10 protein-coding genes are annotated in these 13,883 nt (G+C 61.4%); 1 reads left to right on the forward strand and 9 read right to left on the reverse strand.

Annotation, left to right across the window (positions count from 1 at the left end; genetic code table 11):
- Nucleotides 1–15: 15 nt before the first annotated feature.
- Both ACMRQN_RS02505 and ACMRQN_RS02510 read right to left on the reverse strand, forming a co-directional pair.
- Nucleotides 16–705 carry an HAD family hydrolase gene (locus ACMRQN_RS02505; RefSeq protein WP_418733673.1) on the reverse strand — a complete coding sequence of 230 codons (690 nt, stop codon included), beginning with the start codon at nucleotides 703–705 and terminating at the stop codon, nucleotides 16–18.
- 102 nt (nucleotides 706–807) lie between these two features.
- Nucleotides 808–1,920: a site-2 protease family protein gene (locus ACMRQN_RS02510; RefSeq protein ID WP_418733674.1), complete on the reverse strand. Its 1,113-nt coding sequence runs from the start codon at nucleotides 1,918–1,920 to the stop codon at nucleotides 808–810.
- Nucleotides 1,921–2,382: 462 nt separating this feature from the next.
- Here ACMRQN_RS02510 and ACMRQN_RS02515 point away from each other — a divergent pair, with 462 nt between their 5' ends.
- Entirely contained in the window at nucleotides 2,383–7,026 is a 4,644-nt protein-coding gene (locus ACMRQN_RS02515; protein WP_418733675.1) for a hypothetical protein, read from the forward strand.
- Between the two features lie 68 nt (nucleotides 7,027–7,094).
- On the opposite strand, the gene dxr is transcribed toward ACMRQN_RS02515, so the two are convergent.
- From dxr to ACMRQN_RS02550, 7 genes are all read right to left on the reverse strand, one after another.
- Nucleotides 7,095–8,318, reverse strand: a complete 1,224-nt coding sequence (gene dxr, locus ACMRQN_RS02520) for a 1-deoxy-D-xylulose-5-phosphate reductoisomerase (protein WP_418733676.1) — start codon at nucleotides 8,316–8,318, stop codon at nucleotides 7,095–7,097.
- A 27-nt stretch (nucleotides 8,319–8,345) separates the two neighbouring features.
- A complete protein-coding gene (locus ACMRQN_RS02525; protein WP_418733683.1) occupies nucleotides 8,346–9,209 on the reverse strand; it encodes a phosphatidate cytidylyltransferase in 864 nt (287 codons plus the stop codon).
- Between the two features lie 130 nt (nucleotides 9,210–9,339).
- On the reverse strand, nucleotides 9,340–10,119 hold the full coding sequence (locus tag ACMRQN_RS02530; protein ID WP_418733677.1) for an isoprenyl transferase: 780 nt from the start codon (nucleotides 10,117–10,119) through the stop codon (nucleotides 9,340–9,342).
- A gap of 21 nt (nucleotides 10,120–10,140) precedes the next feature.
- A complete protein-coding gene (gene frr, locus ACMRQN_RS02535; RefSeq protein WP_296060142.1) occupies nucleotides 10,141–10,701 on the reverse strand; it encodes a ribosome recycling factor in 561 nt (186 codons plus the stop codon).
- An 82-nt stretch (nucleotides 10,702–10,783) separates the two neighbouring features.
- Nucleotides 10,784–11,500 (reverse strand): UMP kinase, encoded by a 717-nt coding sequence (pyrH, locus tag ACMRQN_RS02540; RefSeq protein ID WP_158049653.1) that lies wholly within the window; start codon nucleotides 11,498–11,500, stop codon nucleotides 10,784–10,786.
- Nucleotides 11,501–11,677: 177 nt separating this feature from the next.
- A complete protein-coding gene (locus ACMRQN_RS02545; RefSeq protein ID WP_418733678.1) occupies nucleotides 11,678–13,255 on the reverse strand; it encodes a S1C family serine protease in 1,578 nt (525 codons plus the stop codon).
- Nucleotides 13,256–13,505: 250 nt separating this feature from the next.
- The coding region (locus tag ACMRQN_RS02550) for an amino acid ABC transporter ATP-binding protein (protein ID WP_418733679.1) at nucleotides 13,506–13,883 on the reverse strand (378 nt) is incomplete at its 5' end.

Genomic DNA, 13,883 nt, shown 5'->3' on the forward strand with positions numbered 1-13,883 from the left:
CAGTCGCATGTTTTCCTACGGCATGGCAACCATTCGGGCAAATTCGATGAACTCGTCGGGGTTAAGCTCGCGGAAATCGCGCACCGCGCGCTCGGCTGAGGCGGAAAGCGCTGCATAGGTTCCTGACATATCGCAGTCGTACACCGCCAGCGTATGGTACCCCGCCCGCTTGAGCGTGCCAATCGCGTACAGCGCATCTTCCACACCCCACGTATGGGAAAGCTCGGTGCCCATAAGCGAGCGCGCGCGGTCGTACACCGCGGGCTCGCGCTTCGGTTTCCCCACGTCATCGACAGATACCACCGCATCGAGCATCGGAAGGAACCCTGTATGGGAAAGCCCCGCCAGCAAATACGGCATCGGGGAGGAAGACGCCACGGACAGCCTGATGCCGCGATCGAACAGGGCGCGGACGAACGCGAGCGCACCTGGACGCGCCGTCGCGCGGGTCGAGTAGAACTCCATCATGTACTCGCCCACCATGCGCACGACCTCTTGGGGGGATGCGCCCAGCCCGAATTTCGTGTGGAAGAACTCGCCCGCCTCGGGCGTGGTCATCGTCGTCAGCAGGTCTTTGTCGGCTGGCGAAAGCTCACCGCCCGCCCGATGCGCGAACTCGCTTTCCATCTCGCGCCACACGCCCATGCTGTCGAGGAGCGTGCCGTCACAGTCGAATATCACGCCGATTGGAGCCTCGCTCGCCACCTCGCCGTCCTTTCGCCCGTTTCCCTCTTTCCCCTAGAGCCTAGCAAGAAAGAAAGCTGCCCCGCGGTTCGAAGGCAAGCATTTGGGCGAATGGCGCGCGGATTAGCCCCAGTTGCCGAAAACGAAACGCTGCACGTCCTGGTTGACCATGATGGCGAAGAATCCCAAAAAGAGAATCATTCCCGCCGCGCTCATATAGCTCAGGGCGCGCGTCGACACGTTCTTGCGCGTGAGCTTCTGGAAGATCTCGATGACGAAGCGGCCGCCGTCGAGGGGCGGGATCGGCAGCAGATTCATGATGCCGAGCGAAACCGAGAGCATCGCCATGAAGAAGACGAATTCGAGAAGCCCCGCTTCGGCATAGGTTTTCGACATGACGGCGATGCCGACCACCGACGTCGAGTTCGACACGACATCAGCCGCCGTTTGCGGATTGAACAGGCTTACCACCATCTGGACCACCGCGCCGATGTAGGCGAAGCCGACTTCCACCGAGCGCAAGGGCGACATGGTGATATGCGAGACCTCGCCCGTCTGCGAGTTCGTCATGTCGACGCCTACGATGGAGTACACCACCACGAAGACCAAGACGGCGAACAGCAAGTTTACGGCGATTCCTGCAAGAAGGATGACCGTTCGCTTCCAGAAGGGAAGGCTTCGGTACTGCTGGTTGTATTCGCTTTCGAAGAGGGCGTGGGAGTCGTCGACCAGGCGCGGCTGTCCCAGCTCATAGGCGAGAGGAACCGGCTGCCCCGCCGCCTCGGCGCGCTTAATCTGCCCCTTGGTGGGACGGGTGTCCATCGCGCGGTAGGTGTTGAACTTGTCCTTTTTCGTAGGACCCTGGACGCTTCCCCACTCCACCAACTCATCGAGGGCAGCAAGGGCGTCGTCGTTGGAGATGCCGCAATCTTGCGCGATATCCTCCATGTTTGCCGTCCCGCGCCGGTATATCGCCGCGAGCACGCTTTCCAGATGGGGACTCATCTCGCCCGGCTCCATCCCGCACACCTTCGCATAGCCGCCAAGGGGAACGCAGGTCACACCGAACTTCGTGCCCCATTTGGTGAAGCCGATGCCAGGTCCGGGAAAGCCGATCATGAACTCGGTCACGCGCACGCCAAACGCGCGGGACGCCAGATAATGCCCGCCCTCGTGGATGAGCACGAGGAAGCCGAGCAGAATCGAGACGTACAAAATCATAAGGACAATATCCATGCAAGCGACTCCTCGGAAGGCTTGAAGGGGTACGGGACAGCAAGCTCCTCGCATACAAGGCGGGCGAAAGCGAGTCGCCGAATAACACGTTCAGCGCCCATTATAGGAAAGCCACGCCGACCGATGCGCCCAGCCCAGAAAACCTACACCCCCTGTGTGGCTTTTGTTGCCGAATCGTTGCCGACTTCCTGCCAGGTTTTCGCCAGGTTTTTGAGAATGCACGTCGAACTTGCGTTGGAGATATCCGAATCGCGGTGCAGTTTCAGCCGAGTTTGTAGGGATTGCCCACCGACTTTCGGGGACCTCCGTGCAGATAACGCGCGATGAAACGGCAAGGTTGGTGCGTCCTCGCCGCCAGAACGCGACGCTATGCTCAGACTCCCCGGCGCAGTGAGCGCATTTCGCGAGAAAGGAGCACCATGAATAGCCAACTTTTCGAACTCGGCACGCAAGGAGGCCCCTATGGCTAGCGCAAGGAGGCTTCCTCAGCCGATTGAACAGGTAAAACATAAGGCAATCAACATCGCTCTGGCACTCGCCCTCGCAATCGGGCTCGCCCCCGGCGCTGCGCTTTGCACGCCTGGGGTCGCGCAGGCGGCGAGCAAGATTCCCATCGAGTACATCCCCGAGGACTCGTTCACGCCAGAAGGGTTCAACTGGGGCATTAGCTTTACCGACGTCGAGATCGTGCGTGGATTCACGAGCGAACCGAATATCAAGCAGTACTATCCTCGGGACTACGACGAGCTGGCCTCACCCGACGATTCCGGGTTTGCGGCACGCATCGACCGCACGACACCGAAGGGCAGCTTCGCGCTTCGCTACACCGGCGCAAGCTATGGCAACGACAAGGTCGATGCCGTTGTCACGCTTTCCAACTGGAATTACGTGGAGCCCGTCATGTCGAACGGCGCATCCGGCTGGGACGAGTACGAGGAACGGGCCGATTACGACACCTTCCAGCCTGGCGTGTTCGTGAACAGCGGCTACCAGCGCACGGGGTCGCCCATCGAGAACCTGAATTTCTACACGGTGGGTCTGACCGACCTCGAGGTGAGCGTCGAGTTCTTCTACGCGGGAACCGACGATCCCTTTGAAGTTAAAGGGCATATGACCTGCATCGATCTTGATGTGGGACAGAAGTTCGGCTTCGGGGGCGCCGTCTCGCTTGCGCAAGTTGTCGACAAGAACGACTTCCTCTCCATCGACGAGGAGCAAAGTATCGTCTCCTCGCCCGAATACCCATGCGGCGGCGTCGAGGACGAGCATGGCGCCATCAGCGCCGATCCGAACGACCCCCTCTACAAGCTCGGCCTGGTGGGAGCCTATTTCAACACCACCGGATCGCAGAAGGGAACGCCCGTTAAGCTCTCGTTCGTATCGTCTTGGAGGGGCTCGAACTCGACGGCGCAGTCATTTTTCGCCATGACGAATGAGTTTCTCACCGCGCCGAACCCCAACGACGACATCGTCGAAGATGGCAAGCTCGATGTGCGCAAAACTGCCGACAAGACCGAAGGGATCTCAATCGACGACGTGGTTGCCTACACCGTCGAGGTTCCCGTGCACGAGCGTGGCGTGACCTGCCGAAACGGCTACTCCTACACCGACTTCGAGATTGTCGATGTGCTTCCCTGCGAGATGCGCTACGTCGACGGGAGCGGCTATCTCACCGACAATGAGGGACAGCTGATCGAGAACGCGGGTGAGGTAGTCTACGCAGGCCAAGGCGACGAGAGCAAAAGCGAGGACGGAAACGCCGTCAAGTTCGTGTTCTCGCAAAGCTATCTGCAGCACTCCATGCGCATGCAGGGCGAGACGTACCGTTTCGAGTTCAAAGCTGAGCTCATCGAGTACCCCGCCGACGGCGCGCTCTCTGTGTCGAACAGCGCCTATGCCCGTGTCAATGACAAGGGAACCTATCCGAGCAACAGCGTCGAGACGACCCTTGTCCCGCCGAGGCTCACCGTCGACAAAACCGCAGACGCCTACGAATACGAAGAAGGCGAGGTGGTCCGTTTCACCGCCTCCTTCGCGCAAAGCGAGAAAAACGCCCAGTGCCGCGAGGCCGTCTTCTCCGACAGCCTTCCCGAAGGGCTTGAGCTTATCCCGGAAACGGTGCAGGTCACGGGGCTTGAGAACCTCCCCACCCCTAGTGTCGAAGGCAACCGTTGGAGCTGCCAGCTCGACAAGTTCAACTACGGGGACGCGCTCACCGTAAGCTTCGCGGCCATCGCCACCCAAGCGGGCAACGGCACCAATCAGGTGAACATCGCCACAGCCCGCGCGAACAACTGCGAGGAAGCGTCCGACTCCGCCGAGGTTTGGACGAACACGGCGAGCCTTTCCATTGAGAAGACCGTCGATTGCTACGAGCACTTCATTGGAGCATCCGAGCGAGATGCAGGGACGGTCGTCTACACGATAACCGTCGAGAACACAAAGGAGGGCACCGTTGCGAACAACGTAATCGTAAGCGACGAGAGCCTTCCCGAGGGACTCAAGATCGAACGGACAGACACAGGCGAGCTCGCGGTCGACGTCTCGGGAGTCCCTGAGAGCATTTCCTATCCGGTAGGAGCCGAAGGGTCGGCCCCCAGCCAGCTTGAGCAGCGGGAAGTCACCTGCTCGACAAAGCCTTCGGGGACCGGATTCGCGACAACCGTAAGCCACCTTCCCGCGCATACGCCCGTCACCATTACCTGCACGTGCTACCCCGAGGACTCCATCACGGGGTGGGAAATCGAGAACACGGCGACCGTGAGCGCCGACAATGCGACCGACGCGCGTGACAGTGCGCTGACCTGGTTGAACCAGCCAACCCTGCAGGTGGAGAAAACTGCATCGCAGAGCACCTGCAACGTTGGCGACCTTGTGGCCTTCCGCGTGAAGGTGACGAACAACACGCCAGGGACAATCGGGCGCAACCTGGTCGTTTCCGACCTTTTGCAAGCGAAGGGAGTCGAATTGCAGCGAGACAGCATCACAGTTTGGGATTCCGAGGGCAACGACATCACCGACAGCTGCGTGATTAGCACCGACGGGGAGAAGCCCTCTTTCACGATAGAGACGAATCGCAATCTCGTCAGCAACTCGCCCGAGCGCACGTTCTATCGCTTCGGCGAGAAGGCCGAGCAAGGGGCAAACCCCCTTGGCGAGGAAGGCGAGACGGCCGTGTTCGTCGACTACACCGTCGCCATCGCCGACGCCGCGCTCGCGGGATCGACCGTCGGCAACACAGCGATTGCCGCAACCGACGAGCCTAACACGCAAACGAGCGGCGACGCATCGATTACCGTGAAGGATGCCCAGCTCCAAGTCTCGAAGGTCTCCGATAAGAAGCGCTACGAGGCGGGAGATATCGCCCACTACACCGTCACCGTCGCCCAAACCCGCGAGAGCTCGACCGCGCACAACGTTATCTTCGCCGATCATTTCGAAAGCGACGAACTCGCCTCGATCGACGCCTCGTCCCTCTTGGTGACCGGACCCGACGGCGCAACCATCGACAACCCCGACGTCACGCTGGAGAAAAACGAGGACGGCACCGTCTTCGGCTTCTCTCTCCAACCAGGCATCGATCTGCGCGACGGCGAGACCCTCACAGTGGAATACTCGGCAAAACTCCCCATCGCATCCGAGCATGTCGTCAACCGCGCGCAAGCCAAAGCAAGCGACGCCGCCGCAGCAAGCGCCGCAAACGACGTCGAAGTGGGCGAGCCTTTAGCGGACGCCTCGCTTGAGAAGGAGGCGAGCGCGGAAACCGCGCAGGTGGGAGATTCGTTTACGTACACGATCACGGCCCGCGCGACCAACGGGACCTTGCGCGCCGCCGTGATAACCGACAGCGGCCTCCCCTCGGGCATCGAAGTCGACTTCGCCAGCCTGAGCGTTGCCGTGAACGGAAAGACCGTGGAGGAACCCGTCGTGCACCAGAAAGGGGACTCATTCGCAATCGAGCTCGGCACGATGGGGAAAGACGATGTTGCCGTGGCGTCGTTCAAGGCGAACGTCGCTGATGAGGACCTTGTCGGGCACAAGGTGGTAAACGGCGCGACGCTCACCTCGCCTACCCTCGAGGGCGAGCGCACCGCGCAGGCAGTGGTGGACATCGTCGCACCCGCAGGCACGGCAAGCATCGAGAAGACGGCATCGGCGGAATCCGTCTTTGCAGGAGAGACGGTTTCCTACGCCCTATCGGTCGAGGTCGGCGAGACAGACCTCGAAGATGCGCTGCTCGTGGACGAGGGGATGCCCGAAGGGGTCGCCATCGACTACGCCACGTTCGTAGCAACTGTAGACGGCAAGCAGATCGAACCTGACTTCGCAAGCAGGGACACCCAATCGTTCGCCTTGAAACTCGGCAAGGTGAGCGCAGGGTCGAACGTTTTCGTCGAATACGAGGCCCTTATCGAAGAGGGATCCCTTATCGGATCGACCGTCGAAAACACCGCGACGATCGAGTCGCCCACGTTAAGCGATAGGCCGCACAGCACGGCGCGCGTTACCGTCATCGAGCGGCCTGCTTCCAAGGTCGACATCGAGCTTACGAAGAGCGTCGATAGGGAGAACACGGCCGTTGGCGAGCGGATCGGCTTCACCATCGAGGCGACGGCAGTCGGCGGCACGGTCGAGAGCGTGCTGGTCGCAGACACGAAGATGCCCGGCGGGGCCCCTATCGACTTCGACAGCATCCAGGTCGCAATCGACGGGAAGCCTGTCGATGCCGCCCTCGAAAGCGATGGCAACACGTTCTCTGCGTTCATCGGGACGCTCGAAAAAGAATGCACCGCGACGATTACCTTCGCCGCCGACATCGCCGACGAAGCGCTGGCGGGAACGAAGTTCTCGAACAGGGCGGTGCTCACCTCGCCCAGCCTTGAAGATGCGCGCATCGCCCACGCCATCGTGAACGTCGACGAAGGCGCGCAGCCCATCGTCAATTCGGGCGGCAGCACCACAAGGGGCAAGGGTCTGGGAAAAACCGGCGATGAGCTTATGGGCTTCGCGCTGAAAATGATCCCCGTGCTCATGGTCTCGGCGGGAGCGATCGGCATCGGGGCTGGAGCGCTTGCGCTCCGCAAGAGAAAGGCAGGTAGACGCTAGGGGCCAAAACGCGCGGGAGGCCGACGCACAATCCGTCGGCCTCCCGAATAAAACGATGAAGCTCCAGGTTAGCGTATATGCTTCCCGGCTTCCGCACGCGCCCAAGCGTCCAGCGCCTGAAGCTGCTCGATGCTCTCCACTTTCTGCACGCCCTGCGATTCGTGCTCGGACATCACGGCCTCGACGCATTCCGCAATGCCCAGATAGCTTCCCCGCTCGGAGAGGAAAGCGGCGACGGCAATCTCGTTCGCCGCGTTCATCACACAGGGAAGGGTTCCCCCCACCGAGCCCGCATGCCGCGCAAGCGCAAGGCAGCGAAACGTCTCCTCATCGGGGGCGGCGAATTCCAAAGATCCCAGCGTCCGGAAGTCGAGCGGTGCGACCGGCGCTTCCCACCGATCGGGGTACGAGAGCGCAAACTGGATGGGAATGCGCATGTCGGTCGTCCCCAGATGCGCCTTCACGCTGCCGTCGGTGTATTCGACCATGGAGTGGATGGCACTTTGCGGCTGCACGACGACTTCGATCTTGTCGTAGGGCATGTTGAACAGGTGGTGCGCCTCGATAACCTCGAGCCCCTTGTTCATGAGCGTGGAGGAGTCGATCGAGATTTTGGCACCCATGTGCCAGGTCGGATGCTTCAACGCCTGAGCAGGCGTGATGTCACGTAAATCGTCGCGCGTACAACCTCGGAACGGCCCGCCCGATGCGGTGACCCACAGCTTGGCGACCTCGCGTTCGTTCTCGCCGAGCAGGCATTGGTAGATTGCCCCGTGCTCGGAGTCGATCGGCATGAGGGCGCCCGCAGGCCCCACCGCGGGAGCAGCCCCCGATGCTCTGCGCGCCGCATCGACCTGCGCTGCAAGCGGCATAATCAAGTCGCCACCGACAACGAGACTCTCCTTGTTCGCGAGCGCCAAAACTTTGCCGGCATTGAGCGTCTCGTAGCTTGCCCGCAGGCCCGCAGCACCCACAAGCGCGTTCACGACCACGTCAACCTCGGGCAATCGGACCAGGTCGACCACGGCATTCATCCCAAAGCCGAGCGAGCCGTCTTCCCCAAAGGATTTCGCGAACGCGGCAAGCTCTAAAGCTCCTTCGCCCGCAGCAGCATCTTCGCTGCCCACGACAAGGTGACCGATGCCGAACTCCTTCGCCTGCGCAAGCATATCCTGAGTGCGCGTGTTCACGGCAAGGCCCACGACCTTAAGCTTATCGGGATGCTGACGCACCACGTCGAGCGTTTGCGTGCCGATCGACCCCGTCGATCCCAAAACAACGATACGCCTCATGAAAGCACCTTTCTTGAAAAGCGACGTTTAAACGCTAAAGGGAATTGCCCCGGAAATCACCAAAAGGATAGCCGACGACGCCGCGACGAGAAACAGGGAGTCGCACCTATCGAGGAGGCCGCCATGGCCCGGCATAATCGTGCCAGAATCCTTGAAGCCGGAGTTGCGTTTGATGCGGCTTTCGGCCAAATCGCCCAGCACGCCCATAAGACCGCAGACCACACCGAACCCGAGCGCCTCGGGAAGGTTCAGGTTCAAGCCGGGAATCAGCGTGAACAGGCCCCAGATGACCATCGAACCGACGATGCCCGCGAAAAAGCCCTCCCAGCTCTTCTTCGGGCTGACGCGCGGAGCCATCTTATGCTTACCGATTTTGCTTCCCACCAAGTAGGCGAAGGAATCGTTCGCCCAGATGCTCAGGAAGATGCCGATGACGAGCACGCCGCCCCACGGGTCGGGCAGCGCCGTGCGCACGACTACGATGCCCGAAAGGAGAAGGCCCGTGTACGCCGCACCGAAAAAGCTCACGCCGACATCGGGTACGCGCGCACGCAGCCAAAACACGTACCAAACGATAAGCGAGAGCAGAAGCGCGATGCTCACGTACAGCGCGCCAACCACACCGAGGAAGTACACGCTCACAGGGTAGAGTATCGCGGCGATGATGCCGAGCATCTCGTTAGGAAGCTTCGCATCGGCGCGCAGCATGTAGTAGAACTCGCCAGCGCAAATTCCCGCCGTCGCGCACAAAAAAACGAGCGTCGAGATGTCGTTTACCAGGATGCACACGATGCACAAGGTCACGTAAATCGCACCTGTGCGAAAACGAACCTGCAGGTCAGTTGTATTTTTCAGCTTTTGCGGCGTCTTCTTGTAAGCAAAATCCTTGATGCGGGTAGACCGTGTCGGGCCTGCGTTTTCCTCATCGGTTGCGCGCGCGGCCTTTAAGCTTGCCTTTCGCTCGGCCGAGCGCTTCCACTCCTCCGCAGCATCTCGCGTGTCGGCATCCTTGCGGGTCACGCTACTTCACCGCCCCAAAGCGGCGATCGCGCCCTTGAAACTCGAGCAGGCAGCGCAAAAGCTCGTAGCGGTCGAAGTCCGGCCACAGCACATCGGTCACGACAAACTCCGAATAGGCAACCTGCCACAGCAGGAAGTTCGACAGGCGAACCTCCCCACTCGTCCGAATGACCAGGTCGGGATCGGGCATGCCCGACGTGTACAACCCGCGCTCGAAATCTTCGGCGGAAATCTCTTTCGGGGCAAGCCCGTCGGCGGTGCGGGCGGCCGCCTCTTCCGCGCAGCGATTGACCGCACGGAGAATCTCCTGGCGCGAACCGTAATTCACAGCAACGACCAGGGTCATCCCCGTGTTGTTCTTGGTTTTCTCCCACGCCTCCTCGAACGCCTCGCGCGTCTCCTCGGGCAGAAGGGACAGATCGCCGATCGTCTTCACGCGAACATGCTCCTCGTGAAGGCCGTCCACCTCGGCGAGCATCGTCTTCGCGAACAAATCCATAAGCCCGACGACTTCCTCTTGCGGGCGCTTCCAGTTCTCGGTCGAGAACGAGTAGATGGTCAGGTAGCGAACGCCAAGATCGCTCGCGCAGCGGATGGTCTCGCGCACCGCCTCGATTCCCGCCTTGTGACCCTTCAGGCGGTTGAGCGCGCGCTTTTTCGCCCAACGGCCGTTGCCGTCCATGATGACGGCGATGTGCTCGGGAATGCGCGCAACATCAAGCGCTTCGGGGGCAAGCCCCGAAGGCGGGTTGGGGAAAATGATATCAAGCGGTTTGTTCAAAAGACCTCGAATCAAAGGGGGCTAAACTTCCATGACCTCCGCTTCCTTCTTCTTGAAGGACTCGTCGACCTCGGCGATGAACTTGTCAGTGATCTTCTGGATGGCGCCTTCGGCGCGACGCTGCTCGTCTTCGGGCAGGCTGTCTTCCTTGATGCACTTCTCGACTGCGGAGTTCGCGTCACGACGGATGTTGCGGATGGCGACGCGCGCCTCCTCGGAGTACGCCTTGCACTGCTTGACGAGCTCGCGGCGGCGCTCCTCGGTGAGCGCGGGGAACGGCAGGCGGATGACCGTGCCGTCGTTGGAGGGCGTCACACCCAAGTCGCTCTCGAGGATCGCCTTCTCGATAGCCTTCAGCGTCGTCTTGTCCCACGGCTCGATGACGAGCATATGGGCATCGGGCGTCTTCACGCCGGCCATCTGGTTCACGGGAGTGGGAACCCCGTAGTAGTCCACCTTGATGCGGTCGAGTGCCATCGCGTTCGCGCGACCCGTGCGCACCGATGAGAAGTTGTCGTGCAGCGCCGAAAGGGCCTTGCCCATGCGGTCTTCAGCCTGCGCCTTAATGTCGTCAATGCTCATCTGAGCTCCTTTCGTCCCCTTCGAGCGGCATCGCCGCCGATAGCATGCCCGCGAAGGTCGCGCCCTCGCTTGGCCGTTGCCGTTATTCTACCGTGGTTCCCACCGCTTCGCCCTTGAGCGCGCGAGAAATGTTCCCCTTCACCGTCAGGTCGAAGACGATCATAGGAACCTTGTTGTCCATGCAAAGCGACGTCGCCGTGGAATCCATCACGTGAAGGCCCTTGTTGAGCACTTCCATGTAACTGATGGAATCGAAGCGCTTCGCGTCCGGGTTGACCTTGGGATCCGAGTCGTAGACGCCGTCGACCTTCGTGGCCTTCATGAGGCAATCGACGTCGAGCTCGCACGCGCGCAGCGCAGCGGTGGTGTCGGTCGTGAAGTACGGGTTGCCGGTACCTGCGGCGAGAATGACGACGCGGCCCTTCTCCATGTGGCGGATGGCGCGACGCCTGATGTAGGGCTCGGAAACTTCCTGCATGTTGATGGCGCTCTGCACGCGGGAGAACACGCCGTGGCGCTCGAAGGAATCTTGCAGGGCGAGCGCGTTCATGACCGTGGCGAGCATGCCGATGTAGTCGGCCTGCGCGCGATCCATGCCCTCCGTCGCGCCCGAAACGCCGCGGAAGATGTTGCCGCCGCCCACAACGACAGCGAGCTGGACACCGTCATGCACGATTTCCGCAATTTCGTCGGCCAGGTCATCGACCACCTTCGGATCGATTCCGTAACCCAAATCGCCGGCGAGCGCCTCGCCGGAAAGCTTCAGAAGCACACGCTTGTACTGGTATTCGTTGGCCATCGAAACCCCTTTTTCTGCGTTTGATTTAACCATTTCGAATCATCTTACCTGAATCGACCCGCAGCTAAAGCCTCGGAGCCGTAACTGCACGCCTTTTCCGTCACCTCGAACGAAAAAGGCCGCGCGGGATTTGTCCCCACGCGGCCGAAACCGTGCCGATTCGCTTATCGTGTCCGCTTATGCGGCTTGGGCGATTGCGCCCGATCCCGCATCAGCGCTCGTCCCACTCGAGTTGGAACCGCCGCCGTAACCGTACTGGCGCAGAAGGTCCTCAAGCGTGCCGCCGTTCGACCCGTAACCGTTCGAGCTGTTAGACCCCGAGCTTGAGCCCGCGCTCGCCTGCGAGCTCTCATCCGACCCCAGTGTCACCTGCACGTCCTGGCTCTGTCCGTCGCGGTTGATCGTGACGGTAGCCGTATCGCCCGGGTTCTTCGAGCGCACGGCGAGCATAAGATCACTCGCGGAGGAGACCTTCTTGCCATCGAAGGCGGTCACGATGTCGCCCACCTTAAGGCCTGCGGAGTCAGCGCCAGAGCCGCTGCTCACCGCCGCAATGTAGGCGCCCTCATCCACCGAGAAGCCATAGCGCTGGGCCGTCTGCGCGTTAATCGTGGACAGGGACACGCCCAGCTGCGCATGCGTCGGCGTCTTCCCCTCGATAATCTGCTGCGCCAAGTTGACCGCATAGTTCACCGGGATGGCGAACCCGACGCCCGAGTAGTTGCCGGAATAGGACGTGATCAGCGTGTTGATGCCGATGAGCTTGCCGTCCTTGTCGACGAGCGCGCCGCCGGAGTTGCCGGGGTTGATGGCGGCGTCGGTCTGAATCATGTTGGTGTAGACCGTCGTGGTGCTCGACTGCTGCTGGCCGTACTGGTACGAGTCGGAAGAGTTGTCCATGATCTGCGAGCGGTTCGTAGCCGACACGATGCCCGTCGCCACCGACTGCTCAAGGCCGAAAGGGCTGCCAATCGACATGACCCACTCGCCCACCGTCAGATTGTCGGAGTCGCCCAGTTCCATGGCAGTCAGCCCCGAAGCGTTCTTCGCCTTGATGACCGCGACGTCGGAGCTGGGGTCGGAGCCGATGATGTCTGCATCGTATTCCTCGCCCTCGATGGTGACCTTCAAAGCATCGGCGCCCTCAATCACATGATAGTTCGTCACGATATAGCCATCGGAGGAAAGCACCACACCGCTGCCGAGGGATGTCTCGGTGAGCGAGCTACCCGTGCTGTAGCCGTAGTAGCCGCTCTGCTGGTTGGTGTACACGTCGATAGCCACCACGGACGGAAGGCACTTCTGGGAGACGCTTTCCGCAAGCGTCGCGTTCTCATCGGCGCTACCGCTCGTGGATGCGGAAGACGTGCCGCCGAGCACCGTGGTCGAGCCCGACGGGGAGCCGCTCGTCACTGTATTGACAACGCCAGCGCCGCCGAGCACAAGCACGCATGCAAGCGCAGCGCCCGCGAACGCGATTCCAAACGTCTTCGCGCCCGAATGGCTCTTCTTGGGCTTTGCGTCCTGCTTCGCAGCGTACGCCTGCGCGTTGTGCGCACCCGCTGGCTGCGCATAGGGAGACGCGGGGTTGACTGGCGCCGTGGCATTCGTCCCCGCCGCACCACCCGGGCCTGCGCCCTGGTAATGATAGTAAGAATTCGGGGGGGTCGGCGCGCCGCCCGTCCCCTGGCCGAACGATTGGCTGGTTGACTGAGGGTCGTATCCGCCCTGATTGTTCTCGTTGTAATCGCTCATGTTGTTTGCTCCTTCGCCCGCATCGGGTTCTTGAGCAAACCTTACCACGCCATCCTGAAGAGCTCCTGAAACGTGGCGCAATCGTCATCGTTGCACCACGCAGATACACCTCTGGGTGTACCCCCTAAGGCGCAGGGAGCTTATCTTCGCGCGCGCCCGGCGCCTCACGAGTGCGCGGCGCCTTGCAAGCAGCCGGCGCCCGCAAGCAACTTCGAGCCGCTTGCGGGCGCCTGACAGTCTCGCGACTTCCCTATCCCTGCTGGTACTGGCTTAAGAACGCGCGCGTGCGCTCCTGCTGCGGGTTGTTGATCACGTCCATGGCGCGGCCTTCCTCAACCACCAGGCCGTCGTCCATGAAGATGATGCGGTCCGCCACATCGCGGGCGAAAGTCATCTCGTGCGTCACGATGACCATGGTCATGCGCTCAGCAGCCAGGTCGCGGATGACTTTGAGCACGTCGCGCGTGAGCTCGGGGTCGAGCGCACTCGTCGGCTCGTCGAAGAAGAGCACCTCAGGGTCCATCGCAAGCGCGCGGGCAATCGCGACGCGCTGCTGCTGACCGCCTGAAAGCTCGCAGGGGACCATGTCCTCCTTGTCGGCGAGGCCCATCTTCGCGAGCAGCTCGCG

It is taken from the genome of Ellagibacter sp., from assembly GCF_048412355.1.
Classification (GTDB): domain Bacteria; phylum Actinomycetota; class Coriobacteriia; order Coriobacteriales; family Eggerthellaceae; genus Ellagibacter.